The 26,187-nt window shown below is 50.8% G+C and carries 22 protein-coding genes and 1 other annotated feature; of the genes, 5 read left to right on the top strand and 17 right to left on the bottom strand.

The window, feature by feature from the left end; translation table 11 throughout:
• Nucleotides 1-177 precede the first annotated feature (177 nt).
• From AC0MA3_RS03730 to gpr, 6 genes are all read right to left on the bottom strand, one after another.
• Complete coding sequence (locus AC0MA3_RS03730) at nucleotides 178-669, bottom strand: N-acetyltransferase (protein WP_474655433.1); 492 nt, start codon at nucleotides 667-669, stop codon at nucleotides 178-180.
• Nucleotides 670-761: 92 nt separating this feature from the next.
• Complete coding sequence (gene hemW / locus AC0MA3_RS03725; RefSeq protein WP_474655221.1) at nucleotides 762-1,934, bottom strand: radical SAM family heme chaperone HemW; 1,173 nt, start codon at nucleotides 1,932-1,934, stop codon at nucleotides 762-764.
• Nucleotides 1,935-2,063: 129 nt separating this feature from the next.
• Entirely contained in the window at nucleotides 2,064-3,878 is a 1,815-nt protein-coding gene (lepA, locus tag AC0MA3_RS03720; RefSeq protein WP_379161074.1) for a translation elongation factor 4, read from the bottom strand.
• A gap of 107 nt (nucleotides 3,879-3,985) precedes the next feature.
• Nucleotides 3,986-4,495 (bottom strand): hypothetical protein, encoded by a 510-nt coding sequence (locus AC0MA3_RS03715; RefSeq protein ID WP_379161072.1) that lies wholly within the window; start codon nucleotides 4,493-4,495, stop codon nucleotides 3,986-3,988.
• Between the two features lie 15 nt (nucleotides 4,496-4,510).
• Nucleotides 4,511-5,848, bottom strand: a complete 1,338-nt coding sequence (locus AC0MA3_RS03710; RefSeq protein ID WP_474655220.1) for a stage II sporulation protein P — start codon at nucleotides 5,846-5,848, stop codon at nucleotides 4,511-4,513.
• A gap of 220 nt (nucleotides 5,849-6,068) precedes the next feature.
• The gene (gene gpr / locus AC0MA3_RS03705) at nucleotides 6,069-7,079 is read right to left on the bottom strand and encodes a GPR endopeptidase (protein WP_474655219.1); all 1,011 of its coding nucleotides are present in this window, start codon (nucleotides 7,077-7,079) and stop codon (nucleotides 6,069-6,071) included.
• Nucleotides 7,080-7,258: 179 nt separating this feature from the next.
• Between gpr and rpsT the strand changes: the two genes are divergently transcribed.
• The gene (gene rpsT, locus AC0MA3_RS03700; RefSeq protein WP_379161066.1) at nucleotides 7,259-7,531 is read left to right on the top strand and encodes a 30S ribosomal protein S20; all 273 of its coding nucleotides are present in this window, start codon (nucleotides 7,259-7,261) and stop codon (nucleotides 7,529-7,531) included.
• Nucleotides 7,532-7,745: 214 nt separating this feature from the next.
• On the opposite strand, the gene holA is transcribed toward rpsT, so the two are convergent.
• The 4 genes from holA to AC0MA3_RS03680 form a co-directional block, all read right to left on the bottom strand.
• Nucleotides 7,746-8,765 carry a DNA polymerase III subunit delta gene (gene holA / locus AC0MA3_RS03695; protein ID WP_379161064.1) on the bottom strand — a complete coding sequence of 340 codons (1,020 nt, stop codon included), beginning with the start codon at nucleotides 8,763-8,765 and terminating at the stop codon, nucleotides 7,746-7,748.
• A gap of 332 nt (nucleotides 8,766-9,097) precedes the next feature.
• Complete coding sequence (locus AC0MA3_RS03690) at nucleotides 9,098-10,315, bottom strand: anti-sigma factor family protein (RefSeq protein WP_474655218.1); 1,218 nt, start codon at nucleotides 10,313-10,315, stop codon at nucleotides 9,098-9,100.
• Complete coding sequence (locus AC0MA3_RS03685; protein WP_379161060.1) at nucleotides 10,312-10,860, bottom strand: RNA polymerase sigma factor; 549 nt, start codon at nucleotides 10,858-10,860, stop codon at nucleotides 10,312-10,314. Before AC0MA3_RS03685 ends, AC0MA3_RS03690 begins: the two co-directional genes overlap by 4 nt.
• Nucleotides 10,861-11,120: 260 nt before the next feature.
• A complete protein-coding gene (locus AC0MA3_RS03680) occupies nucleotides 11,121-11,762 on the bottom strand; it encodes a bifunctional 2-keto-4-hydroxyglutarate aldolase/2-keto-3-deoxy-6-phosphogluconate aldolase (RefSeq protein ID WP_474655217.1) in 642 nt (213 codons plus the stop codon).
• Between the two features lie 343 nt (nucleotides 11,763-12,105).
• Here AC0MA3_RS03680 and AC0MA3_RS03675 point away from each other — a divergent pair, with 343 nt between their 5' ends.
• A complete protein-coding gene (locus tag AC0MA3_RS03675) occupies nucleotides 12,106-13,059 on the top strand; it encodes a sugar kinase (RefSeq protein WP_474655216.1) in 954 nt (317 codons plus the stop codon).
• A gap of 144 nt (nucleotides 13,060-13,203) precedes the next feature.
• Here AC0MA3_RS03675 and AC0MA3_RS03670 read toward each other — a convergent pair whose 3' ends face one another.
• The 5 genes from AC0MA3_RS03670 to AC0MA3_RS03650 form a co-directional block, all read right to left on the bottom strand.
• A complete protein-coding gene (locus tag AC0MA3_RS03670) occupies nucleotides 13,204-14,229 on the bottom strand; it encodes a LacI family DNA-binding transcriptional regulator (protein WP_474655215.1) in 1,026 nt (341 codons plus the stop codon).
• A 140-nt stretch (nucleotides 14,230-14,369) separates the two neighbouring features.
• On the bottom strand, nucleotides 14,370-14,627 hold the full coding sequence (locus AC0MA3_RS03665; protein ID WP_474655214.1) for a hypothetical protein: 258 nt from the start codon (nucleotides 14,625-14,627) through the stop codon (nucleotides 14,370-14,372).
• Nucleotides 14,624-17,344: a ComEC/Rec2 family competence protein gene (locus AC0MA3_RS03660; RefSeq protein ID WP_474655213.1), complete on the bottom strand. Its 2,721-nt coding sequence runs from the start codon at nucleotides 17,342-17,344 to the stop codon at nucleotides 14,624-14,626. The genes AC0MA3_RS03665 and AC0MA3_RS03660 overlap by 4 nt, the downstream gene beginning before the upstream one ends.
• Nucleotides 17,345-17,507: 163 nt before the next feature.
• A complete protein-coding gene (locus tag AC0MA3_RS03655) occupies nucleotides 17,508-18,026 on the bottom strand; it encodes a deoxycytidylate deaminase (protein ID WP_379161048.1) in 519 nt (172 codons plus the stop codon).
• Nucleotides 18,027-18,108: 82 nt separating this feature from the next.
• Complete coding sequence (locus AC0MA3_RS03650; protein ID WP_474655212.1) at nucleotides 18,109-18,795, bottom strand: ComEA family DNA-binding protein; 687 nt, start codon at nucleotides 18,793-18,795, stop codon at nucleotides 18,109-18,111.
• A 165-nt stretch (nucleotides 18,796-18,960) separates the two neighbouring features.
• Between AC0MA3_RS03650 and comER the strand changes: the two genes are divergently transcribed.
• Complete coding sequence (comER, locus tag AC0MA3_RS03645; protein ID WP_474655211.1) at nucleotides 18,961-19,809, top strand: late competence protein ComER; 849 nt, start codon at nucleotides 18,961-18,963, stop codon at nucleotides 19,807-19,809.
• Between the two features lie 100 nt (nucleotides 19,810-19,909).
• Here the strand turns inward: comER and leuS are convergent, their stop codons facing one another.
• Nucleotides 19,910-22,363 (bottom strand): leucine--tRNA ligase, encoded by a 2,454-nt coding sequence (gene leuS / locus AC0MA3_RS03640; protein ID WP_474655210.1) that lies wholly within the window; start codon nucleotides 22,361-22,363, stop codon nucleotides 19,910-19,912.
• Between the two features lie 478 nt (nucleotides 22,364-22,841).
• Nucleotides 22,842-23,106 (bottom strand) — a binding site (T-box leader).
• Between the two features lie 154 nt (nucleotides 23,107-23,260).
• Nucleotides 23,261-24,328, bottom strand: a complete 1,068-nt coding sequence (locus AC0MA3_RS03635; RefSeq protein ID WP_379161040.1) for an AI-2E family transporter — start codon at nucleotides 24,326-24,328, stop codon at nucleotides 23,261-23,263.
• 197 nt (nucleotides 24,329-24,525) lie between these two features.
• Between AC0MA3_RS03635 and bglS (AC0MA3_RS03630) the strand changes: the two genes are divergently transcribed.
• Entirely contained in the window at nucleotides 24,526-25,248 is a 723-nt protein-coding gene (gene bglS / locus AC0MA3_RS03630; RefSeq protein ID WP_474655209.1) for a beta-glucanase, read from the top strand.
• A 217-nt stretch (nucleotides 25,249-25,465) separates the two neighbouring features.
• Entirely contained in the window at nucleotides 25,466-26,173 is a 708-nt protein-coding gene (gene bglS / locus AC0MA3_RS03625; protein ID WP_474655432.1) for a beta-glucanase, read from the top strand.
• Nucleotides 26,174-26,187 lie beyond the last annotated feature (14 nt).

Here is a 26,187-nt window from a genome sequence, read left to right as displayed (position 1 = left end):
CTGTCTACTGTATGCATTAGCCTCACCCAATACCGCCAAATTCCTATTCATCCTCATTCACACCATGCATATCACAAGTTAACAAAAAAACCACTTTTCGCAAGGCTTCCGCCCTGCAGAAAAGTGGTTTCTGTATATTATATAAAATAAATCTTCAGGTACAAGGCCACTCCGATATTAATCCAGCTTCTTCAGCACAGCAATTTCATCACAGGCATGCTGCTTCTTGCAGTTCACGCAATCGGTCCAGACCTTCTCCGGAAAAATCTCCTTCTCCACAACGCTAAAACCGTTTCTGAGGAAAAAATCCACCGCATAGGTCAGCGCCATAATCTTGGGGATCTTCTGGCGTCTGGCTTCTTCCGTCAGCTTCTCCAGGATCATCGAGCCTACGCCTTTGCCTTTACCCTCATCACGCAATCCGATCGAACGCACCTCTACAAGATCAGCGCCCAGTCTGAACAGTGATCCGCAGCCGATGAATTTACCGTCTAATTCGGCAATCACGAACTGGTCGATCTGGCGGGTCAGTGCTTGCCTGGAACGGGGAAGCATAATTCCGCGCTGAGCATATTCTTCTATCATTAAATACAGCGGTTCTACATCCTCCACCGTTGCATTTCTGCATATCACCTTGTGGTCTCCCGCAGGAGCCGGCTGGTGGAACATATCCGTTTTGACAAGCACTGTGACTCACCCCTCGTTGTTAATATGAATAAATATACAACAGAGTGAATTACAATTCAAGGGGTATTTTAAAATTAAACCTCTGTCAAAGCACCGACAAATTCACCGAAAACATCGTTCCCGAACAGGATGCCCTGCTTGCTTAGACGATAGAAATCCCCATCCTGATCAAGCAGGCCTGCAGCAAGCATTTTGTTCAGCGATCCGGCGAAAATATCCTGCAGGGACTTCCCGAACTGCGTCCGGAACGCCTGATCCGACACACCCTCACGCATGCGCAGACCCACCATCATGAAGTCCTCCATCGCCTCCTGCTCAGAGACTGTGAAGCTATCCAAACGCGGAAGCCCCTTAAGAGAAGCTTCAATATAAGGATTCACACCCTTGATATTCATATGTCGCTGCCGTTGCACATATCCATGCGCACCGGCACCGAGACCATAATAATCCTCATTGCGCCAGTACGTAATATTGTGGCGGCTCTCCATCCCCGGCTTGGCAAAATTGCTGATCTCATATTGGCCATAGCCTGCAGCTTCCATAGTAGACATGAGTAGAAGGTACATCTCCAGTTCATCCTCTTCGCTTGGCAGCGGAAGCTTGTTCTTGTTGAAGAGGGTATGGAACAGTGTATTTTCCTCGACTTTGAGGCTGTAAATTGAATAATGCGGCAAATCCAGCTCAAGCGCCTTGGTTATGCTCTCTCTCAGCATATCGACGCTCTGGTTCGGCAGTCCGAACATAAGATCAACCGACAGATTATGCAGACCCACACTGCGTGCGTTCTCCAGGCTGCGGTAGACATCATCCACGTTATGAATGCGTCCAATGCCGCTGAGCAGATCATTCTGAAAAGCCTGCACGCCAAAGCTGACCCGGTTGACGCCGCCTTCTTTCATGACTGCGAGCTTATCTTTATCGGTGGTTCCGGGATTAGCTTCCATAGAAAATTCTATATTCTCATCCCACTGTGGAAAGTGTCTGCGGACTGATTGTAGGAAAAAGGCCATTTCATCCGGTTTCAATACTGTAGGGGTTCCCCCGCCCACAAAAATCGTCTTAATCACACCAGGCGGCGTATTCTTCACCGTAAGTTCCATCTCCCGGTCCAGAGCCTCCAGGTAATCCATGACCGGCTGATCCTTCAGGACGTAGGAATTGAAATCGCAGTAAAAACATTTATTGGTGCAGAAAGGGATATGAATGTATACGGCCTCCGGGGGACGGCCATTATCCAGGTTTGTCATAGCTGTCTCCTTTATTCAAAATAAGATGAACTATATATTTATATCTAGCCAGAAAAGGGAAGCCGTCAGGCTTCCCTTCAGTACATTCTGGGCCATATCGTTCAGCAAAAGCAAAAGCTTGCCTTGCGGCTACTCATCTATCTTCAGTACCGCCATGAACGCTTCCTGCGGCACTTCAACGCTGCCTACCTGCTTCATGCGCTTCTTGCCTTCCTTCTGCTTCTCCAGTAGCTTCCGCTTACGCGAAATGTCACCGCCGTAGCATTTGGCAAGCACGTTCTTGCGCATCGCCTTAACCGTCTCGCGGGCAACGACCTTTGTGCCGACAGAAGCTTGGATCGGCACCTCGAACATTTGCCGCGGAATGATGCCGCGCAGCTTCTCACAGATGATACGGCCGCGGTTATAAGCACGGTCGCGGTGGACGATGAATGACAAGGCATCGACCTGCTCATTATTCAGCAGAATGTCCATCTTGACCAGATTCGACTGGCGGTAGCCAGATACTTCATAATCGTAGGACGCATAGCCCTTCGTTCCTGACTTCAGCTGATCAAAGAAGTCATAGACAATCTCGGACAATGGAATCTCATATGTGATGGTCACACGGCTTGTGTCCAGATACTCCATGTTGACGAATTCCCCGCGTTTGTTCTGGCACAGCTCCATCACCGTTCCGACGTAATCGTTCGGCACAATGATTGCGGCTTTGACATAGGGCTCTTCAATATAGTCAATAGTGCCAATCTCAGGATAATGGGATGGGTTGTCGATCTGAATGGTCTCACCATTGGTCAGCTTAATGCGGTAAATAACGCTTGGCGCGGTTGTGATCAGCGGCAGATTGAACTCGCGTTCGATGCGCTCCTGAATAATCTCCATGTGCAAGAGTCCGAGGAAGCCGCAGCGGAAGCCAAAGCCCAGTGCGCTTGAGCTTTCCGGCTCAAAGCTGAGTGAGGCATCGTTAAGCTGTAATTTCTCCAGGGCTTCCCGGAGATCATTGTAGTCCGAGGTCTCAATCGGATACAGACCACAATATACCATCGGATTAATCTTGCGGTAACCAGGCAGCGGTTCCGGTGTGGGGTTCTTCGCATCCGTTACGGTATCCCCGACCCGGGTGTCGCCGACATGTTTGATCCCGGCTACAATGAAGCCGACATCGCCGATGTTCAATTCTGACACAATACTCATACGCGGCATGAACGCTCCAACCTCAATGACCTCAAAAGTCTTGTCGGTTGCCATCATCCTAATCTTCGAACCGGCGCGGATGCTGCCATCAATTACACGCACATACACAATAACACCTTTGTACGGATCATAATGCGAGTCGAAAATCAGCGCTTTCAGCGGTTCTTCGGAATTGCCGTTTGGCGCAGGTACCTGCTTGACCACCTGCTCCAGAATCTCCTTGATGCCGATACCTGCTTTGGCAGATGCCAATACCGCTTCGCTGGTATCCAGTCCGATAACATCTTCAATCTCCTGCTTGACCCGTTCAGGGTCTGCATTCGGCAAATCGATCTTGTTGATGACCGGCAGAATTTCCAGGTTGTTGTCCAGTGCCAGATATACGTTGGCGAGGGTCTGGGCTTCAATTCCCTGTGCAGCGTCCACCACGAGAAGTGCACCTTCGCAGGCCGCAAGACTGCGGGAAACTTCATACGTGAAATCGACATGCCCCGGTGTATCAATCAGATTAAGATAATAATCCTGTCCATCATCAGCACGATAGGTCAGGCGGACGGCCTGCAGCTTGATGGTAATGCCGCGCTCGCGCTCCAGATCCATCTGGTCGAGCACCTGCTCTTGCATTTCACGCGAAGTAAGTGCGCCCGTGTACTCCAAAATGCGGTCGGCCAATGTCGATTTACCATGGTCTATATGTGCAATAATCGAGAAATTGCGGATTTGTTGTTGTCTTTTCTGAACGTCAGTCATTCCTTACCCCCACAGACAGCCTAATGTTAATCCACTTATTATAGCAGTACGCGCTTCGCCCATCAATCCCGTCACCCCGGACGGCCGAAGAAAAAGTCTGTGGCAGCTTATTCTTCAGCGGAATCGAACAGCGACACTACCCAGCGTATGCTCTTTTGCGACGCTTCTTGCAGCAGCCCTGCAGTTTTGTCGGCAAGCTTGTCTACTGTAGGTTTCTGTTCTTCAGGTATAAGAATCTGTTCAGGACTCATACTGCTGTAATCGGGGGCCTCCTGCTGCGGCAGATTAGCAGCCGCGTTAGATCCCCCAGCAGATTGCAACTGCCCCGGAACAACCGTGTATGCACCTGTGACCGGGTCTACTGCTACAGGAACATACACATAGGCTTGCCCTCCCTGCGCCAGACTTGAGCCCGGGACAGATTGCACCCCAGTCTTCCGGGTAGAGGGAGCAGCGTTGACTGTCCCGGTTGTCCCGGCTGTCCCGGTTGCACCATTCCAGCCAGGCAACACTGTAGAGGTATTTGTTCCTCCTCCGCTGCCGAACTGCATGCCTGCCAATATACCAATCCCCACTGATATGCCGACCATAACCAGTTTTTTGCCGAACCGCGACATTTCATGCACTCCCTTCTATTTATGAACCGGTGCCGCGGCTTTTTCCGCGTCGTGGCTGTTCCAGTACACATCAGCGATAGCATCTGCCAAAATATCTGCCGTTCTTTTCAACTCATCTGCTGAATTGTCGATTCCACCGACTTCTATTAATACACTATTCGGAGAAAGAGTCTGATTATACTCACCATTATTGCCATTTCCGGAGGACTTACCCCAGATACCGCGGGAAACGCCAGGATAGTCTTTTTCGAGCAATTGATGGATTTTGTTGGCGAACGCCTCGTTCTTCTTCCAATCTTTATTCGCATGACCGAGGATAAAATACACTTGGGCGTAACTTTTCCCGTCAATGACGGCAGTCGTTTTGCCATGCCGCTGCGAATCCCGGTGGATATCGATCATTTCATTCATTTCCTGGTTGGCGCCTAATACGGCCTTGACCGTCATTCTTGAATATTTATAGGAAAAGTTCCAATTGTAGTCCGGCACCTTCGTAGCGTAATCTTCTTGTACATGAACCGTACCAATTCCGCGCTGCTCCAGTCTTTTGGCAATATATGATCCTACCAGCATTACATTTTTGGAAGGAATAGCAGAGCTAGGATTGTCACTTTGTACGCCCAGCAGCGGGTTATATGCCTCGCGGGGATGGGAATGATAGATTAAGATCCGCTTGATCGAAGTATCCTGGCTGCTGCCGGGTACAGACTGACTATCGTTACTGCCTTCTGAATCCGGTGCCACGGTAGGCTTAGGTGCATCCGTTTCTTCGCCATCCGGCCCGTCCGATCCGTCGCTGTGCGCAGGTTCCTTTCCGCCTGCTTCTGTTTCGTCCGGCTCTGTTTCTGCTCCTACAGTATCACCGTTACCCTCTCCCCCGGAGTCTGCGGCTGCCAGATCGTCCGTTCCCGGATGGTAATCCGCAGGCGCATCCTTCGCCCCTCCAGAGCCCAGGCGCAGCAGGAACGGATCATCCGCAGCCAGCCCTGGAACCTCGCGCGAGATCAGGCTTTTCGGATCCCCGGGGTCCACACTGGTCAGCATCCGAAAGACGAAAGAGGTTACGTTCTTACCCGAAAATGCAGACGGCTCTTCACCCTTCGGCAGGTGCGGAACCTCGAGCCCCAGCAGTTCCATAAAAAATCCGCTCGATAAGGATGCAGCCAGCCCTTTCATTGAGGGAATGGGTGAAGAGTTCAGCTTCTGTCCGGCCAATCCACCGGCTCCAAGCAGCATGAAAAATACAAGTGAACCTCCGGCCAGCAGCAGCATTGTTCTCCCCAGCGACAGAATGTCCAGCAGCTTTCCGCGCAGCCGGCCGATATTCCATAGCTGAAACCATTTTTTGTTCATTATTGTTATGTCCTCCTCCAGCCCTCTGTAATCTCTTATACTCCCAATCTATGAGCAGAGGAGGATTGCTAGAACCTGAAATGAGAGAAGAAGGCAGCTCAGCTTGTCACTCTTGCAAGTCCCACTTTAATGAAGCATGCTTCTGTTTATATGAAAAAAAGCCCGGCCGCAGCTTGCCGGCAGGCAGACTGGGCGGGCATGGCATACCGCAGGACAGGTATTAGTGGGTGTATGCTCCCACATTACCGGGATCCACAGCCTCATGCAGCGCAGCGTTCAGTCCGCTGGCCACAATGTTGGCGATTTCTTCAATAAACTCATCAATTTCCTTCGGCGTAACAATCAGATCATGCCCGAGCGGTTCCAGCACTTCTTTGACGAGCGACAGCCTTTCCTGTTCAGAGATATCGTCCAGCATCCCCATAATCTCTTTGGTATGGGCTGCTCCTGCCCCAACCTGTCCAAAATGCCGGCTCATCATCTCCAGCACATTGTTCACAATGGTCGAAGCATAACAGACGGTAGGAACGCCGATCGCAATGCAGGGAATCCCGAGAATTTCCTTGGTTAACCCACGCCGTTTATTACCAATCCCTGAGCCGGGATGGATACCGATATCAGCAATTTGAATGGTCGTATTAATCCGTTCCAGTGAACGGGATGCCAGTGCATCTATCGCAATAATCACGTCGGGCTTGGTACGGTCCACGATTCCCTGAACCACTTCACTTGACTCAATACCCGTCAGCCCCAGCACACCAGGGGCTATTGCGCTCACATTGCGGTAACCCGGGGCGACTTGATCGGGAACCAGCTCATAGAACTGGCGTGTAATCAGCGCATTCTCTACTACGAGCGGTCCGAGTGAATCCGGAGTTACGTTCCAGTTGCCGAGGCCGACAATCAGCACCGACGAGTTGCGGTCAATACCGATTCTGTCCATGAACTGTTCAAATTCCTTGGCAAAAACCATGGATACCTTCTGCTGCAGGCCGGTATCTCCGCCGCGCAGTGCCGGGACCTCCAGCGTCACATAGTTTCCTATAGCGCGTCCAATAGCCTGCGAGCCCGCTTGATTCGCTACGGCAAGACGGGTAACCTTAATGCCGTCCGCCTCTTCTACCTCTTCGTTCACACCGGGGATCGGCGATTTTTGCGGTCCCTGAGCCATTTCTTTGGCTTCCAGCGCCAAATCTGTGCGTACCGAATATAGCTGAAGATCCAGTTCCATTATTAGTTCAGCCTCCTTATTCATATTGGTGATAGTGTGCGAGAGAAGGCCTTGCTTTATTCAAACCGGAAAGGGTTAAATTAAAAGCATTAGTCTTGCATTTTATGAGCGCTCATGCTAAACTATTTTAAGTTGTGAATCATTTGATGATTTCGAATGTCTTTCAGGAGGTGAATGCAATGCCAAATATCAAATCCGCGGTAAAACGCGTCAAGACGGCCGAAAAACGCCGTGCACTGAACGCTTCCCAGAAATCCGCGCTTCGTACAGCTGTGAAAACTGCTGATGTAGCACTGACTGGTACTGAAGTGGAAACTGCTCAAGCTGCTTTCCAAGCTGCTTCCAAAAAGCTGGACAAGGCTGTAACTAAAGGCCTGGTTCATAAAAATGCGGCTGCCCGCAAAAAATCCCGCTTGGCGAAGAAATTGAACGCTCTCCAGGCTCAAGCCTAAGCCAAGGGCGACATTAATAATGAGCACTATAAGAACCTGACCGTTATGCTGCATACGGTTAGGTTTTTTTGTTCTCTAGTGAGATATAGCAGGATCTTTATAGCATCTGGCATATTTAAGTCTTAGGTTTCAGCAAAAGCCTGCCCGTTAGCGTACTTACGCTAAGGAGCAGGCTTTCGTTGTACTCGCAGTCTTATAATCCCCAGGTTCACCGTTAGGCTCCCAGCCGTAACATGAACATCTCCAAGCCCAGCACCTTGTCGATGGCCCCTGTCTTCATCTGGTAGTCGAGGTCAGCCAGAAAGCTGAGAATCTGCCGCAGCCGCTGGCTCTCGAATTTATGCGCCTGTTCACCAGCAAGCTTGACAGCATACGGATGCAGCCCGAGCTGGGAAGCGATCTGGCCTTGTGAGTAACTCTGGGCGGACAAATCTTTCACCTGCAAAATCATCCGGAACTGCCGCGCAATCAGCGCCGCAATCTTGATCGGCTCTTCTCGCTGCTTCAGCAGCTCATAAAGTGTATTCAGCGCCTTATCCAGCCGCAGATTGGCAATATCCTCCACCAGTGTGAACACGTTCTGTTCGGTCCCCCGGTGCACTAAGCTCTCAATCGCTGCAGTATCCACGGTCCCGCCCTTGCCTGCGAACAGGCTTAGCTTGTCCATCTCTGCCGACAACCCCTGCAGCCCTGTTCCGGCATTTGCCACGAGAGCTGCTGCGGCACCCGGTGCAGACACGCAGCCCCGGTCACGCAGGCCTTTCTCGACCCAGCGCAGCAATTCCTCTGCACCCAGCGGGTTGAAGGCCAGCACCGTCCCTGCTGCCTTGACCGTCTTGACGATTTTTTTGCGCTCATCCAGTTTGTCATTATTGACCATAAAGACGATCACACTGAATTCTGTAGGATGCTGTAAATAATCAGTGAGAACCTCTACGCGATGTTCGATCTTGGCATTTTCCTTTCCTGCGGTGAACAGGGAGGCATCACGCACCAGCAGGAGCTTCCGTTCTACCATAAACGGCACAGTCTCTGCTTCCTCCACAACCGCCTGCACCGGCGTCTCGGACAGATCAAAGGGAATAACTGCAAAATCCCGGTCCTCTTTGGCTATCAGGTGTTCCTCCAGAAAAGCCGCAAATTCATTCATCCGGAACTTCTCGCTGCCGTACAGCACGTAGAGTGGCGAAACATTTCCTTGTTTGATGTCCTTGGCCGCCGTTTTGGCATCCATCCCGCCACTTCCTTTTCCATTTCAGTCTCTGATTATTGTAACAAAAAAGAATCTTTAAACATAGGCATCAAGCGGAACCAGCTTCGCTGAAACAGCCATACTCTGTATGTAGCGTGAAAAATATAAATTCATATATTTGCGCAAAAACGGAGCAACTCCGGCAGCCATGGCCAAAGTTGCTCCGTTTCCGCGGCGCATCTATATAAACGACGGTAGGAAAAGCTCTAGAAACTTTCCAGCCGGCGGTCATACCGATGGTTCTCACGATCCTGTATCTCCTGTCCTCTTACTATAGTATATTCCTATACTGCGTAAAAAGTTCCACTCTGCGATTAATTTGTAGACGTTGCCGCGTCCGGAGTAGCCGCAGGTGCAGAAGAAGAAGGTAAAGGTGAGCCGGATGGGGTGGGAGACACTACCGAATCCGGGATGGTGTAAGCCTTAGTAATTTCACTGCCGTTCTGTAGGGTCACATAATTGAATACACGGCTGTCTTCCGACCATTGGCCGGATACCCATTCCCCTTCCAGGGGAAGTGAGGTCAGTACCTTCCAATCGTCTCTGGCAGTGCCTGCTGGTATGGAATAGAGTACAAGCTGCTGGCCAGCAAGCTCAGCATCAAAACGTCCATCCGGTGATGTCCATGGCGAGGGTGCAACCAGTGCCGGCAACAAACTCATCACCCCGGCTTCTTCCGATGAAGGAAGCTTCTTGGATTCACTTTCAGGATTATCCGCTCCGGCTTTGCTTTCTGGCGCACTCTCCTGAGCGTTGTCCCCGCTGCTGGTATCCGGATCAGAACTGCTTATCCTCATATCCTGTACTCCTGGTGTAGCCGTAGTAGTATCAGGCTCTACCGTGATCTGCCGCTTTAAGGATGCCGGCTCTTTGGTTGGATCAGGTGCCACTGCCGGGGAATCCGGAGTCGCCACTGCAGACGGAGTCACTATTTCTTCAGCAACTCCAGGATTGTTCTCGGCAGCTGAAAAGGTACGGTTGTTCTGTTCCGTAATCCCTGCCGCACGATCTGTGCTGCCGTCCTGTGCTGCAACCGGTCCAGACGCTGTAGCCTCATCCGTTTTTTGCATAGTCTGTCCAGCGTTTGTATCTGCAGCCTTATTGAGTGCCATATCCATATCTGCTGCAGGCATACTATCAGGCATGTTAAAAATAGCGATAAGCAGTATCACTGCCGCCGCAGCCGCGCCAATACCTGTCCGTGCTGCCATGGAAGATCCTTTAAAGAATTTGCCACGGGAGTTTTTACGTGTGAACGGAACAACCTTGGATTCATCTATACTTTTCATGGTTGGTTCCTGGACACCTTGATCCAGCTTGTCAAGTTGCGGCAAGATCGAATCAACCAGACTGAAAGGTGGTTTCACATCCGGCAGCTGCTCAAGTTGCTGGGAGAGCACACTCAGACGGTCAAAGACATCCGCGCACGAAGGGCAATTATCGATATGACGGAACATTTCTATAATTTCATCTTGGCTCAAGTCATGATCCAGATAGCGGTGCATCCATTCCATCACCTCCGCGCATTTCATCCTGATACACCCCCTTTCTGATACTCCTGAAGTCTATTCTGTAATTGCTGCCTAGCCCGGAACAGATACGATTTCACTGTGTTCAAGGGCAGGTCCAGCGAATCTGCAATCTCGTTGTAGGAGAAATCCTGCAAATACCGCAGTACGATTACTGTACGGTGATGTTCCGGAAGCTGATCAATCGCTTCCCGTATATCCTCCGCCAGATAGCCGGACAACACTTCCCGCTCCACATTATGTGTATCTGGAAACACCATTTCATGTTCATCCATGGAAACCGTAGGTTTCGTTCTTCTGAACTTATCAATACATATGTTGGTCACGATCCGCTGTACCCACGTTTTGAACTGGGCTTTTTCCTCGTAAGAACCGATTTTGGTATACACGCGGATAAGCGCCTCCTGTGAAGCATCCAAAGCATCCTGTTCATTATGCAGAATGTAGAAGGCCGTCTTATACACATGCCCTTCAATTTCTCGCAATAGGGTGATTAGAGCGTCGCGATCGCCCGCTTGAGCGGCTCTGATGAGTCCCTGCTCCACCACGAAGGTTCCCCCTCTCTATGCAATCTTACTGACGCGCAAGACTGCGGATTTGTTGCAAGCCTATAATGATTTTTTCGGTATCCATAATCCTTACTAAGCATACAGGGGAAGCTTCAATCATTCAAATACTCTTTTATAGAAAGATTGTAACAAAAATGAAACCAGAAAAAACGCACAACAGCCGGCTGTACCCTTCTCAAGGCGCACACCGGCTGTTGTAAAAATAAAGCGTTATAACGTTGTTATATCTGGGTGGGAATTTACGCGCCCTTAATTTCCTTGAACTTCGCCACATACTTGGCGGCAAGCTCAGTGATCTGATCGTAGCGGCCTTCCTTGGCCGGAGCAGTCAGGTTACCGCCGATGCCTACAGCGATGCAGCCGTTCGAAATCCATTTCTCCATGTTATTCAGGTCTACACCACCGGTAGGCATAATGTTGACATGTGGCATGGGTCCTTTGACGGCTTTGACATAATCCGGTCCGAAGGCGCTGCCAGGGAACAACTTCAATACATCTACGCCCAGCTTCAGCGCTTCTTTCATTTCATTGAGAGTCATGCAGCCTGGCATATAAGGGATTCCGTAGAGATTACACATTTTGGCGGTTTCTTCTTCAAAAGAAGGACTCACTACAAATTCAGAACCTGCCAGAATAGCGATTCTTGCCGTAAGCGGATCAAGTACCGTACCAGCACCGATGACGGCACGGCTTCCATATTCGGCTACCAGGCGTTTGATCGCTACGTCGGCATCCGGAGTTGTAAAGGTAACTTCAATGTTATTCAGTCCACCTTCGATACAGGCTGCGGACATTTTAAAAGCATTGTCGGCATTGTCGGCACGGATAACAGCTACTACGCCAACGGATGTGATGTTCTGCAATACTTTTATCTTCTTCATCATAAACTCCCTTTCTTGGTTCAATCCTTGGAATTAAGAATATTATTTTAGATAAACTAATTTATCTAATTTACTAACCATAAGCTAAAACCTTATAAGAAAATAGTAATAACAATGTCTTCTGCCGTCAATATATTTTTATGTGAACAGAACGTAAAATCTTCTGAATAATTAAAATTACCCTTATATAACAAGGATTTATTTAATCCACCCCATATAAAAGCGTTAAATATTTTCTATGGAATGAGGGGAGTCTTATTGTAGAAAACCGATTTATATGATAATTTCAAATTACAAATCATTTATACAGGGGTTGTGAGCTTGCCCCGAGGAGGAACTATTCATGAGCAAACAGCTGGATGCAGTTACATTCGGAGAGCCGATGGCTATGTTTTATGCCAATGAGGTGGGCCCACTGCACGAGGTTACTTCTTTTTCCAAGGCATTAGCCGGCGCTGAGAGCAATGTGGCTACCGGATTATCACGTCTTAAGCACAAAACGGGTTATGTAACGAAACTTGGCGAGGACAACTTCGGTCAATTTATAGTCGGTGCGCTGAACAAAGAGCAGATTGACACCGCCAGCATCACGTACACCAAAGAATTTCCAACCGGTATGCTGATCAAATCCAAGGTGCTGACCGGAGATCCCAAGGTTGAATACTTCCGTAAAAATTCCGCAGCCTCCAAGCTGAGCCTCACAGACTTTGATGAGTCTTATTTCGCTTCCGCTGGACATTTGCATGTTACCAGCATCTCTTCAGCATTGTCGAAGACCTGCCATGAATTTTCCCTGCATGCCATGGAATTTATGAAGAACAGCGGAAAAACGGTGTCCCTCGACCCGAATCTGCGCCCTACCCTCTGGCCGGACAAAGACACTATGGTGAACACCATTAACGATCTGGCAACACGATGCGACTGGTTCCTGCCAGGCCTCAGCGAAGGCAAAACCCTTACGGGCCTTGAGACTCCAGAAGAAATTGCCGGCTATTACCTGGAGCACGGTGTGTCGCTGGTGGTCATTAAGCTCGGACCTGAAGGTGCTTATTACAGAACTGCTGCCGGTGAAGAGGGTTATGTCGACGGCTTCAAGGTAGAAACGGTTGTTGATACTGTAGGCGCCGGAGACGGCTTCGCAGTCGGTGTAATCAGCGCTATGCTGGAAAAACTGACCGTAGCCGAAGCCGTAAAACGCGGCAACGCGATCGGCGCACTCGCTGTAATGTCGCCCGGAGACATGGACGGACTGCCTACCCGCGACGGGCTGGAAAAGTTTATGAAGGCAGGCGTGTAAGCAGGCTGTTGTCAGAGGTGTACTACACTCTCCATGCATACCCACTCCGATGAACAGTTCATACTATAAAAGCCCTCCACCGTCTTTGCCAGACGGTGGAGGGCTTTTTGCTAGGCGAAGCCAAAGCTTAATGAACAAAACGTTTTACTTCGTTGATTGTGGAGGCTGGACCGATTGCCCCAGCTGCAGCGCTGGAGGGAACCGGTACGTGATCGGCATGGCGTCTCCTTGATCCTCAATCAGAGAAAGCATGATTTTGGCGGCTTGCATCCCCATCTCGTAGGCAGGCTGCCGGATGGTGGTGATGGCCGGATTGTAGATCCGGGCAAATTCGGCGTCATCAATCCCAATCACCGATAATTGGCTAGGAATTGCGATGGAATGACGGTTCGCATATTTCAGGATCTCCCCCAGCACCAGATCGTTGGCTGCAAGCAGCGCAGTCGGCGGCTGCGGCAGGCTTAACAGTTCATCCAGCGCGGAAGCGATGGCCTCTCTTGGCACACTGCGCACGTATTCATCATTCATCTTGAGCCCAGCTTCCTCCATAGCTTTTCTGTAGCCGCTCATCCGCTCTTTACGGGGGGTGATCGCATGCTCTCCCAGCGGGAGCGACAGGATGGCGATATTCTCATGCCCCTTCCCGATCAGCTCTTTGATGGCTGTTTTGACGGCCATTTCGTTGTCGAGCAGCAGGCTCTGGGTCGTGATCCCTTCTACCAGCCGGTCCATGAATACAAGCGGGTACTCCGCTTCGATTAGCCGGGTATAGGGAGCGGGCTGATCTCCGGTCGGAAAAATAATCAACCCGTCCACCTGGCGGGCAACAAGCGCTTCTACATGCGTGTTCTCTTTATCTGCATTCTCATCGCTGTTGCAAATAATCACCTGAATGCCATGTCGCTGCAGCTCATTCTCGATCGCACGGATGCACTGGATCGACAGCGAATAATCGATATTCGCCACAATAATGCCAACCATATGTGTACGGTTCTGCTTCAGGCTGCGTGCGAGGCCATTGGGCTGATAATTCAGCTCCTCGATTACATCGGCAATGCGGTTTTTGGTCGCTTCACTCATATACTTAAACCGTTTATTCAGAAATTGCGAGACCGTACTCTTGGATACTCCCGCCTTCTGGGCAACATCTTCAATCGTCAGCTTCTTCATCTATTCCGCTCCACTCTATATAGAAAACACTTATCCTATAAAGTCATATATATAAAAAGCCATACTTTCTAACTTACTCAGAAAGTATAGCTTTTTTTTAGTAAATTATCTAGTAATCATTATCAAAAGTTGTTCCTCTACTATTGATTAGGAATTGCAGACGGCTTGATCTTCTGGTCATATTCCTCATACACCCAATCATAATACAACTGCTTACCTGTTGCTTCAGTGATCTCTACCGTACGCTGCTCCCCTTTAACTTCATAATGGGCCACGAAATAGTCCTCATTGGTATCTATCGCAATTGAACCATAATGATTCTTAGCAGGCCGTTCTTTCTTCTCCGTCGTAATGGTTCCTGTGAGCACCTGTGACTTCACGGTTGCAATGGAGCTCATGGAATCTCAGTCTTCAGCTTATGGCGCACTGTGATCCCCTCCGGCCGGATCTCCATCTGGATCTCACCCTGCAGATCGGTGCGGTATATAGCTGTGCTGCTGTCAGACAGACGCTGCAACACGTCACCATTCGGATGTCCATAAAGATTATTGACTCCTGCGGAAATGACAGCGGCGCCGGGATTCCAGAACTTCAGCCAGGCTGCGCCGCTTGCGGTTTTGCTGCCATGATGAGCCACCTTCAGAACATCTATCGGCCCGCCGTTTCCAATCCCAGCTTCTTTGCCGTCCTGCAGAATCGCATCCTCCGCAGCCTTATCCATATCCCCTGTAAAAAGAAAGCTCCGGCCGTTCATCTGCAGCCGGAAAGCCACCGATTCGTGATTCTGTTCCTCCACCTCCGGGAGCAGAGCCACCCCCGCCTTATGCGGGGATGGCCAAAGGAACATCAGCTCCGTCCTGTTATCCGGAGCAAGCACCTGCCCCTGCTGCACCGGGTACAGCCGAACACCCGCTGCAAGCGCTGTATTCATCAGCTTACTGTAAGCCTCCCCTTTGGCGAGTGTTCCATTGAACAGCAGCGCCGAGACGGGCAGACCCTCCAGCACCGCCTGGAGTCCTCCTGCATGGTCCTGGTCACCATGAGTCAGAATGATGGCGTCCAGCTGGTGAATGCCCCGCTGCTTCAGAAGCGGCAGCAGTGTTTTGGCTCCGACCTCAAACGGGCTGCGCCGGAGGCGCCATGCTTCCTTTTTGCCAAAGCTGACGTTGCCCCCGCCATCCACCAGAATATGAGCGCCGCCCGGAGTGGTGATCAGAATACTGTCACCTTGTCCAACATCGAGAAAGCTGATCCGCCCGGCACCGTTCAGGTGCTCTGAATGATAGCCCCTATACAGCAGCAGAACCATTGCAGCTATACCGATTAAGACAACCCTTCCACTAGAGAGCAAGGAACCTTGTACCTGAAAGTGCAGTGGCCGCGCGCTATTCCCAGCTCCGCTCCATATCCCTCCAGGTCTTCTCCCTGTGTCATCAGCCGGCCGGTCCAGCGCAGCCAGCGGCTTTGTCTCGTCCTCCATAACCTGTGGAGCCAGAAATACTTCCGTACGCAGACGCATAGTGTAGAGCACACCATAGAGGAGACTATAATACATCCCTATCCACAGCAACGAAGGCGAACTCCAGATCGTTACACCCCCGGACCATCCATTAGTCCACTCCACTGCACGAAACGTAGCATCATTCAGCAGTTCCGCAACATACGCGGTTACACCAGCAGCCGCACCCCATATCCCGCCAAGCAGCAGCGCAAGTGTTCCCAGCGGCAGCACCAAGAATGTTATAAAAGGGACAAACACCAAATTAGCAGCGAAGGAGAGCAGTGAAAACTGGTTGAAGTAATAGATGGTCAGCGGAAAAGATACCAGCTGTGCAATCAGCGTAACCGAGACGGCACCTCCCAGCCAGCGGGGCAGCCTTCGGAGCAGCGGGTTCACCAGAGGAACATAGATCATTAGTCCTGCTGTCACGAGAAAAGAAAGCTGAAAGCTTACGCTCAGCAGCAAATACGGATTCCAGACCAGCATGATCAGCGCTGAAGCCGCGAGAATATTCAACCCGTCCTTCAGCATGCTGAACCGGGCAGCGAGCAGGGCGATCATACTCATGATTCCAGCCCGGACAATCGATGGCCCGGCCCCTGACAACAGCACATACACAGGCACAACTAGTATAGTGAGAGTGAGGGCTGTTTCCCTGGTCAGGCGGCAGCGTCTAAGTATGAATAGGATCACGCCAACATACACCGCGACATGCATCCCGGAGATCGCCAGAATATGCGTCAGCCCCAGCTGCGAGAATTGCTTGAAAGTATCTTCATCCAAATCATCCTGGATGCCAAGGACCAGGCCTTTCATATATCCCGCATGCGGCTCCTGAAAAAGGCGGTCCATTTCTGCTCCAAGGGCAGTGCGTAACGCATCGCTCCAGCGCAGAATGCTGGCAGGATGCCAGGAATCAGGAGGTACAGCATGTACACTCGCCGTACCTTCCCCCTTGAGCAGCCAATGGATTTTCTGCGTCCGCAAATACACGCGGTAATCAAAGCCGCCGAAGTTCCGTGCCTCCCCCGGCTGCTCCAATTCCCCCTGAACGGCCACTTTGTCCCCTCTCTTCCATCCTGCAGCCACGGCGACTTCCGGCTCAGCCTGAAGCTTGATTTGCACAGCGATCCGTTCGCCTGCCGCACCTTCTCCTTGTTCCAGTTTTTCTTCCTTTTTCCCGACATCTCCCGGTTTTTTCTCTTCCGAACCTACAGCTAATGCTGCCGACTCCATGCCGTTTCCGCCAAGTCCCATCCGTGATAGCCTCATAGTAAAACTCACGCGGTCCCCATCCCGCTCCACGGGGGAGACGATTAACCCTTCTGCGCTTACATAGGATTCATTCAGCTCTTCCACAGATTGTTCCAGTGCCCCAGGGAGCAGACTGATATTTCTCCCTTCGTTCCACTCCCAGTAGAAGGCAGCCGCAACCAGCGATAGCCCCAGAATAACTGCGGTTTTCCAGCCGCTCCTCCAACCGGCCGCACAGATTGCAAGCAGCAGCAGGCAACCGGCTATATACATAAGCAGCTCATATCCGGAGAACAAGTTGCCCGCCGCGATGCCAGTAACCCAGCACACCGTGAAGCTTAACAGCGGCCTTTTTTTCATCCATAATCCTCCTCGTATTTGTACGTTCTTATTTCTCCCAGCCGGGAAGCCGACCGCAACTCTATGGATACAGCAAAAAGAACCCCTGCATACGCAAAAACCGCGTGTACAGAGGTTCCTCCCCTGATGCTTATTCTTATTTTGGTCAAACGCCGCTTGACGGCTATTCCGATACGGTGATCATCGTTTCCTTGGGCGGCTCATAATTCTCCAGTTGCCGGAAGATGATTCCCTTGGAGCCCAGCATGGCCTCCACTTTCTCCATGTCTTTACGGTAAGGACGCAGATAGACAATCTCCACAATTCCACTGTTGGCCAGCATATTGGCGCAGGTCCAGCAGGGTTCATCCGTTACATAGACAGTGCTGCCCTCCCGGTCGCTCCGGTCCGTGAACAGCAGCAGGTTCTGCTCGGCATGAATAGTGCGGATGCAGCGCTGCTTCATCACCATCTTCTCCACACCGTCAACCACTTCGCGTTCATATTGCTCTGAGACCATACAGCCTGCTTCAGAACAATCCGGCACACCCATCGGGGCGCCATTATACGCCGTGCCGAGCAGCTTCTTGCCCTGCACCAGCACTGCCCCGACGTGCCGCCGGGAGCAACGTGAGCGTGTGGAGACCATACAGGCAATATCCATGAAGTAAGTATCCCAATTTTTGCGGTAGGCTACCGTCATCAGCAATCTCCACTTTCTCTTTAATAGTTGTTCATTATTGTAGCATATTGCGGCGGTTTTTCACTAGGACAACAGATAAGACTTAAAAGCCTACCAGTGGCTTCAGCTTTTCCAGCATTTTTGGCCCAATCCCCTTCACCCCGCCCAGATCCGTCAAGCTATGAAAAGCCCCCTTGCTGCTGCGGTATTCTATAATCGCCTGTGCTTTCTTCTCCCCGATGCCAGGCAGATTCATTAGGGCAGCAGCATCCGCTGTGTTAACGTTAATGGTGCCTTTCGCGGAAGACTGCTCTGTGGCCGGCGAAGTCGCTGTGCTTCCTGAGAGATTTGCTTCGTCTGCTGCTGCTGTCACTGCTGCCCCGCTCGCTGATATGCTGGTTCCGCTGATCCCGATGGTTGCCGGGTTGCTTCCACTTCCAGTTGTACCGGAAGCTCCCGCTCCTGCGGTGACATTAGATTCTGCCACTTCGCCCCCGGTTGCCGGATTTCCTCCTGCCCCCGCACCCCCTGCCGCTTCTCCTAGTACTACGGCATCCGCTTTCCCGCCCTTTTTCTGTTCACCCTCTATATCTTTGCTAACCTCCGTACCTTTGACCCTGTCAGCCACTGCTGAACCCGGCTCATCCGCTGCACCCAACGACTGCGCCATACTGGCGTTCAGCGTCTCCCAGCCGGCAATTCCATGATTCTTTTCGCGGTCCGCTGCCCATACCAATCCACCGCCAAGCAGTGCGGCTGCGAATATAGATGCTATACCTTTTTTATTCATATCCCTCTCCTCCTCTGAAACGTGTGATTTAGGGTGTGAAAACAATCCTAGCGTATATTTATTAAATGCAGTTGAAACCTGTCATTTGTCCAAGACTCCAGTGCATACATTTAACGAAGAGTATTCCTGCAAGGCCATAGCCATACAGAAAGGAGGGTACCCTAGATGAAGGTGGGATTTATCGGAACGGGCAGCATGGGCAGTCTGCTTATTGACGCCTTCCTGTCTTCGGGTGCGCTTGAGCCATGTGATGTGCTGGCCAGCAACCGCAGTCCGAACAGTCTTCTGCAGCTTCAAAATCGCCATCCGGGCATTTTCATCGGCAGCAACAGGGAGACTGCAGCCGGAAGCGATATCGTCTTCCTCTGTGTCAAACCGCTGGAATTCAAATCCCTGACAGATGAGATCTCTTCTTCCTTACGGAGCGAACAGATGGTTGTATCCATCACCAGTCCAGTGATGCTATACCATCTGGAATCCGCACTTCCGTCCAAAATAGCCAAAGTCATCCCCAGCATTACCCACTGTGCCAAAAGCGGAACTTCGCTTTGCATATTCGGCAGCAGGCTAAATAAAAAAGATCGGCTCATACTGCTTGAACTGCTGTCTTTCATAGGGGTTCCACTGGAAATCCAGGAAAAGCATACAAGGATCGCCTCTGACTTCTCCAGCTGCGGTCCTGCGTTCATCAGTTATTTCATTGAGCGGTGGATTGAAGCAGCTGTTAAGACCACAGGCATAGATGAAATCCTGCTGGGCCGGCTCGCTGGCGAAATGCTGCTGGGTACAGGCAGACTGCTGACCGAAGGCAATTTCACTCCACAGGAGCTGCAGGAGCGGGTCGCCGTGCGCGGCGGCATTACAGCGGAAGCTCTGAACCATTTGCGGACCAGTCTGGAAGGGGTCTTTGAGCAGCTGATCCTCACAACACATGATAAATATAATGAAGATGTCGAAAAGCTGGATACATTATTCGGTCAGGGCGACATCGTTCAAGGTCCGCTCGACCACTAGAGTTCCTCCTCGGGGCAGGAAACTGGTATTCGGATGCTTCAAACAACAAAGCCCGCAGCACGGATGACTCCGTTGCTGCGGGCAGAATTGCGTTCTTCGCTTAACCCACTACTATATTAACCAGCTTGCCGGGAACCGCGATGATCTTGCGTACCGCTTTACCCTCGACGGCTGCCTTCACATTTGGAAGGGACAGCGCATGGTTCTGCATATCTTCCTGACCCATATCCTGCGGGATCAGTGCGCGCTGTACGATTTTACCATTCACCTGAACAACGATTTCCACTTCGGCATCTACAGTCAGCGCTTCATCATAAGCCGGCCAATCCACATAGCTGACGCTGCCTTCATGACCCAGCAGCTGCCACAGTTCCTCTGCGATATGCGGAGCAAGCGGCGACAGCATCTGTACGAAATGCTCTGCTGCTTCGGTGGACAAGGTCTCCTGTTTATAAGCATCGTTAATAAAAATCATCAGTTGGCTGATCGCCGTATTGAAGCGCAGATGTTCGAAGTCCTCCGTGACCTTCTTGATTGTCTTGTGCCAGGTCCGTTTGAACTCATCGCTGCCACCGTCTGCGGTAACTTTGGTGCTGAGACTGCCGTCTTCATTCACGAACAGGCGCCATACACGGGACAGGAAGCGGTGGATACCTTCCACACCTTTTTCATTCCATGGTTTCGTCGCTTCCAGCGGCCCCATGAACATTTCATAGACACGCAGGGTATCCGCGCCATAAGCTTCCACAATTTCATCCGGGTTAATAACATTGCCGCGTGACTTGCTCATCTTCTCATTGTTATTGCCCAGAATCATGCCTTGATTCACCAGCTTATGGAATGGTTCCTTCGTATCCACCACACCGATGTCGTACAGAACCTTATGCCAGAAGCGTGCGTACAGCAGATGGAGTACCGCATGCTCGGCACCGCCGATGTACAGGTCAACAGGAAGCCATTCCTTCTGCTTCTCCGCTGAACACAGCTCCTGATCGTTCCGAGGATCAATGTAACGCAGATAGTACCAGCAGCTACCGGCCCATTGCGGCATAGTGTTCGTCTCACGGCGTGCCTTCATGCCGGTCTCCGGATCAATCGTTTCGACCCATTCTGTCACATTGGCCAGCGGGGATTCTCCTGTGCCTGAAGGGCGGATGGAATCGACTTCAGGCAACAGCAGCGGCAGCTGATCTACAGGGACAGTCTTCATTGTGCCGTCTTCGAGGTGCAGAATCGGAATCGGCTCGCCCCAATAGCGTTGACGGCTGAACAGCCAGTCGCGCAGGCGGTAGGTTACTTTGCCTTTGCCGCTGCCTTTTTCTTCGAGCCAGGTGATCATCTTCTCAATAGCTTGTTTATTGTCCAGACCGTTCAGGAAGTCGGAATTCACATGGGGTCCGTCTCCGCTGTAAGCCTCTTCTTCGACAATGCCGCCCTGCACCACTTCGATTATCTTCAGACCAAACTGCTTGGCGAATTCCCAGTCGCGGGTATCATGTCCCGGCACCGCCATTATCGCTCCCGTGCCATAACCGGCAAGCACATAATCAGCGATCCAGATCGGTACCTGTGCACCGTTCACCGGATTGACGGCATAAGCACCCGTGAAGACACCGGATTTCTCCTTGGCCAGATCCGTACGTTCCAGGTCACTTTTGCGTGAAGCCTTGTCGCGGTATTCTGCTACAGCGGCCTTCTGTTCTTCTGTCGTAATGAGATCAACCAGCTTATGCTCCGGAGCCAGTACACAGTAGCTTGCACCGAACAAGGTGTCGGGACGGGTAGTGAACACCTCCAGGCTGGCATCATGACCTTCAATCGCAAAAATCACTTCAGCTCCAGTAGACTTTCCAATCCAGTTGCGCTGCATATCCTTGATGCTTTCTTCCCAGTCCAGCTCTTCCAGATCCTCAAGCAGGCGTTCAGCATATTCGGTGATTTTCAGAATCCACTGGCGCATCGGTCTGCGGACCACTGGATGGCCGCCGCGCTCGCTTTTTCCGTCGATGACTTCTTCGTTGGCCAGAACCGTCCCCAGTGCTTCACACCAGTTGACCGATACCTCTGCCACATAGGCCAAACCTCGGTTGTACAGCTGGATGAAAATCCACTGTGTCCATTTGTAATACTCCGGATCGGTTGTACTGATCTCACGGTCCCAGTCATAGGAGAAACCCAGCGATTTGATCTGTCGGCGGAAATTATCAATGTTCTTTACTGTGATCTCGCGGGGATGTTGACCGGTATCCATCGCATACTGTTCAGCCGGAAGTCCGAAGGCATCCCAGCCCATCGGGTGCAGCACATTGTAGCCGCGCATCCGTTTGTAGCGGGAGACAATGTCCGTCGCCGTGTAGCCTTCCGGATGGCCTACGTGCAGCCCTGCGCCTGAAGGATACGGGAACATATCCAGCGCGTAGAATTTCGGTTTGTTTGCCTCTTCAACGGTCTTGAATGTCTTGTTCTCATCCCAGAACTTCTGCCATTTCGGCTCAATGACCTGGGCACGGTAGCCTGTAGGGGTTGTTGTGCTTGCTGCTTTATTATCGCTCATTGTATGCTCCTCCTTGGAGTGTTGCTTATCTTGTTAAAACTGCTGCGCTTAAAAAATTCAGGGAATGAACTCCACTACAAAAAAGTTTTGGGCTTCCGCCCGCTGTTATAATCGGATTTCTTGATTTGAACTGCGCTTCGAGGTAGAAATCCGAGAATAGCGTATGCTTCCGATGTGAGCTTTCCTGCGGAAAGCTTTCAGGCGGCCACTGACGTTGCTCCAGCTCCAAAATTTTTCTCCGTTCCGTTTCCCTGTAACTTTAATAAATCCACTCATTTGGTCTGCCGGGCAGCAAAGTCCAAGAATCCGCTCAGAATTCGCTGTTCCGCTAAACATGGTCCCAATACCCAAGTGGAAACGGCTTCGCCGTCCTTTAAGGAAGGTATCCATTTCAGCGAGAAATATAAGGATGATTTATAGTGTGATACCTATACATCCTTATATTCGCAAAAAAACCTCCCATCCCTAGCGTATTATCGCTAGGGACGAGAGGTTTGAATTCCCGTGGTACCACCCTAGTTAGCGGCTGGATATGCTTTACCTGCCACTCACTTTGACACCCTGTAACGGGGGTGAATCGACGACGGTTCACACGCGGACTTTAAGCTTCTGCTTACGGCTCCTGCGGCTTAACGCCGTTACTCCGAGGTGAGTTCATTCTTCTCCGTTAACCGGCTCGCACCCTGCGCCGGCTCTCTGCAATAACGGTCTCACGAATTAATGATCCTCTTCATCGCACTGCTATGCTTACTGATAGTTAATCAGTAATATTCACCACATTATATACAAAAGAAGCAGGTACAGTCAATGATTTCCCCTAATCGGCGCCAGACGGCCCTTAACCCAGCACCATTCCCCGGCTTTACGTAATTGTCTCACGTTCGTTCTTACAGGTTCCTACACCGGCTTACGCCGTATATAATACGCTAGAAAATGCTGAATCACTACTTTACCGGCTGCAAAAACCGGTACCGCCAGGATCAGACCAATCATCCCGGCGACTTCACCACCCACCAACAGCGCAAAAATAATCAGTAGCGGGTGCAGATGCAGCCGCCGTCCAACCACTTGGGGCGAAATGACGTTGCTCTCCAGCATCTGGCACAGGGTGTTAACCACTGCTACGAGCAGCACAAGGCGAAATGAGAGGGTCGAAGCCATAACAATCGCGGGCGCTGCACCGAGAAACGGGCCCATGTATGGAACGATATTGAACACCGCCACCACACAAGCAAACAGTAGCGCATAGGGCATGCCGATAATCGCATAGCCGATGTACGCCAGTACCCCTATAATCAGGCAGACCAAAAACTGGCCCCGGATATAATTACCGAGCGCATCGTCAATATCTTTAAGCAGCTTCACCATGGACTTGCGGCGCGAGCGTGGCAGACAAGCAACAACGGTCCGTTCAAATACATCGAAATCCTTAAGAATGTAGAAAACCAGAAAAGGTACGATAAACGCATTGAACAGTAGACCAATGGTAGTACCAATATTATCGAGAAAATGGGAGATCCCTGCCGCCAGACGATTTTCCAGCTGAAAAAACCAGTTGTTCATGCCCATCTCGACACCAGGAGGAATCAGTCTGGTATTCATATTACGCATGAGCCCCTGTGCATGCAGAGTCATCTCGGGCAGATGCTCGTTCAATTCTTCAAGCTGCTCGATGAACATAGGAATCAGATTAATGGCAATGACAGCGAGCGAGGTCAGGAATACGGCATAGATGAGTAGTACGGCAACACTGCGCGGCATTTTTCTCCCGGCGAGCATACTCACTACGGGATTCAACACATATGAGATAATCATAGCTGCCAGAAATGGAGCAAGGATGGCCTTGAGAAAGACGAAAACTCCCATCAGCATCGGACGGAGGAGCCACACAAAATATAATATGATCAAGGCAAGCAGTACTCCGATCATCCGGCGGAACCATTTACTTTGGGACCATTGCTCCATGTTAACCCTCCTGATCGTATTCAGCCAAAGACAGGCATACGATATCAGTATGTGTGTGAGGATGGCAAAATACTCTTGTTGCCCAACAAAAATTGCTTTTTTGTTATCCCGCTTCAGAAGTTGGTATGGTGGCCTGAATCGGCATTGGTTACAATTTACATGTAAAACGCTTTCATTTCGAGGAGGGATGTTTTTATATGAAAAAGTTGAGCAAATTTTGCGGTGCAGGTCTAACTTTGCTGCTTGCCGGATTGCTGGCGGGTGCTCCGTCTGCATCGGCGGCTACTGTCTTTTATGAACCGCTAACCTACTTCAATTCCGCAACCTGGCAAAAAGCCGACGGCTATTCTAATGGCGGTATGTTTAACTGCACCTGGCGCGCTAACAATATTTCGTTTACCAGCGGAGGACAGCTTCGCCTTGCACTCACCAGTTCAAGTTACAATAAATTTGACGGGGCAGAATACCGGTCTACTAACAAGTATGGCTACGGAAAATATGAGGTCAGCATGATGCCAGCTAAGAACAGCGGAATTGTCTCCTCCTTTTTCACCTATACCGGGCCTTCTGACGGAACTCCTTGGGATGAAATAGATATTGAATTTCTGGGTAAAGACACCACCAAAGTTCAGTTCAATTATTATACTAACGGCACCGGCGGACATGAAAAGATCGTCGATCTGGGTTTTGATGCTTCCCAAGGTTATCATACGTACGCCTTCGACTGGCAGTCAGGCTATATTAAATGGTATGTGGACGGTGTCTTGAAGCATACGGCAACCAGCAATATCCCCTCCCATGCCGGTAAAATTATGATGAACCTGTGGAACGGTACAGGTGTCGATTCCTGGCTCGGCTCCTATAACGGAGCCAATCCGCTGTACGCTTATTATGATTGGTCGAAATATACAAGCAACTAAAAGCGGGTGCTCTGCCCCGGCAGCTGCGCGGATCGCGTCTGCCGGGGTTCTTTTGCTTCGATTGGAAATCCCTTATCTTCAGAATTTGTTATTCGGATTGACACATTGGTATGGCAGCTTGAGCCGGCTTTCAGTACGATAATAGCAAGACAATAATACAGGAGGAACCGTATTGAGTCGCAGCAGGTTAATCAAATTGTCCGCAGCGGTCGCGGCCCTGTCGGCTGCTGTGTGGGGCATATGGGCTTACAGTTCAGTATCCAGCTCCGGGGATGGAGTGATAAAGGATTCTTTTACCGCGTTTAACACGGAGTTATGGAAGAAAACAGATGGCTACTCCAACGGAGACATGTTCAACTGTACCTGGCGTGAGGGAAATATCTCCTTCGCTGGTAACGGTCTCTTGACCCTGTCGCTCACCAGTCCGTCTCCCGGAAATTTCGACGGCGCTGAATACCGCTCGCTGAACAAGTATAGCTATGGCCGGTATGAAATCCAGATGAAGCCGGCTGCCCATCCCGGTGTAGTCTCTTCTTTCTTCACTTATACCGGTCCCTCGGAAGGCGAGCCTTGGGACGAAATTGACATTGAATTTTTGGGCAAGAACACACGGCAGGTACAGTTGAATTACTTCACCGACGGTGTAGGGGAGCACGAGCAGGTGATCGACCTCGACTTTGACGCCTCACAGGAATTTCACTGGTACGGCTTTGACTGGAAGAAGGATTCTATTACCTGGTATATCGATGGCCACCCTGTTCACACGGCCACCGAGAATATTCCCGCAACCCCGGGCCGCATAATGATGAATCTCTGGAACGGGATAGGCGTGGATTCCTGGCTGGAGCCATTTGACGGCAAGGTCCCGCTCCATGCTTACTATGAAGAGTTACGTTATACTCCGGACCCATCGTCGGGCAAGTAGGAAGTTCCGGCGTT

The organism is Paenibacillus sp. LS-5 (assembly GCF_056121505.1).
The sequence above is the reverse complement of the archived record's forward strand: the minus strand, read 5'-3'. Positions and strand labels throughout refer to the sequence as shown.

Excerpts from the sequence above, each read along its gene's own strand:
- hemW (WP_474655221.1), bottom strand. The coding sequence starts at position 1,934 with ATGACAAACCTGGATAATGGCCGTCCCCCGGAGGCCGTATACATTCAT.
- AC0MA3_RS03710 (WP_474655220.1), bottom strand. The coding sequence starts at position 5,848 with ATGAACAAAAAATGGTTTCAGCTATGGAATATCGGCCGGCTGCGCGGA.
- AC0MA3_RS03690 (WP_474655218.1), bottom strand. The coding sequence starts at position 10,315 with ATGAAATGCGCGGAGGTGATGGAATGGATGCACCGCTATCTGGATCAT.
- holA (WP_379161064.1), bottom strand. The coding sequence starts at position 8,765 with ATGGATGCCAAAACGGCGGCCAAGGACATCAAACAAGGAAATGTTTCG.
- comER (WP_474655211.1), top strand. The coding sequence starts at position 18,961 with ATGAAGGTGGGATTTATCGGAACGGGCAGCATGGGCAGTCTGCTTATT.
- bglS (WP_474655209.1), top strand. The coding sequence starts at position 24,526 with ATGAAAAAGTTGAGCAAATTTTGCGGTGCAGGTCTAACTTTGCTGCTT.
- leuS (WP_474655210.1), bottom strand. The coding sequence starts at position 22,363 with ATGAGCGATAATAAAGCAGCAAGCACAACAACCCCTACAGGCTACCGT.
- AC0MA3_RS03680 (WP_474655217.1), bottom strand. The coding sequence starts at position 11,762 with ATGAAGAAGATAAAAGTATTGCAGAACATCACATCCGTTGGCGTAGTA.
- AC0MA3_RS03655 (WP_379161048.1), bottom strand. The coding sequence starts at position 18,026 with ATGACGGTAGCCTACCGCAAAAATTGGGATACTTACTTCATGGATATT.
- AC0MA3_RS03650 (WP_474655212.1), bottom strand. The coding sequence starts at position 18,795 with ATGAATAAAAAAGGTATAGCATCTATATTCGCAGCCGCACTGCTTGGC.
- AC0MA3_RS03670 (WP_474655215.1), bottom strand. The coding sequence starts at position 14,229 with ATGAAGAAGCTGACGATTGAAGATGTTGCCCAGAAGGCGGGAGTATCC.
- AC0MA3_RS03715 (WP_379161072.1), bottom strand. The coding sequence starts at position 4,495 with ATGTCGCGGTTCGGCAAAAAACTGGTTATGGTCGGCATATCAGTGGGG.
- AC0MA3_RS03635 (WP_379161040.1), bottom strand. The coding sequence starts at position 24,328 with ATGGAGCAATGGTCCCAAAGTAAATGGTTCCGCCGGATGATCGGAGTA.
- gpr (WP_474655219.1), bottom strand. The coding sequence starts at position 7,079 with ATGGAACTGGATCTTCAGCTATATTCGGTACGCACAGATTTGGCGCTG.
- AC0MA3_RS03730 (WP_474655433.1), bottom strand. The coding sequence starts at position 669 with ATGTTCCACCAGCCGGCTCCTGCGGGAGACCACAAGGTGATATGCAGA.
- AC0MA3_RS03660 (WP_474655213.1), bottom strand. The coding sequence starts at position 17,344 with ATGAAAAAAAGGCCGCTGTTAAGCTTCACGGTGTGCTGGGTTACTGGC.
- AC0MA3_RS03665 (WP_474655214.1), bottom strand. The coding sequence starts at position 14,627 with ATGAGCTCCATTGCAACCGTGAAGTCACAGGTGCTCACAGGAACCATT.
- AC0MA3_RS03675 (WP_474655216.1), top strand. The coding sequence starts at position 12,106 with ATGAGCAAACAGCTGGATGCAGTTACATTCGGAGAGCCGATGGCTATG.
- lepA (WP_379161074.1), bottom strand. The coding sequence starts at position 3,878 with ATGACTGACGTTCAGAAAAGACAACAACAAATCCGCAATTTCTCGATT.
- rpsT (WP_379161066.1), top strand. The coding sequence starts at position 7,259 with ATGCCAAATATCAAATCCGCGGTAAAACGCGTCAAGACGGCCGAAAAA.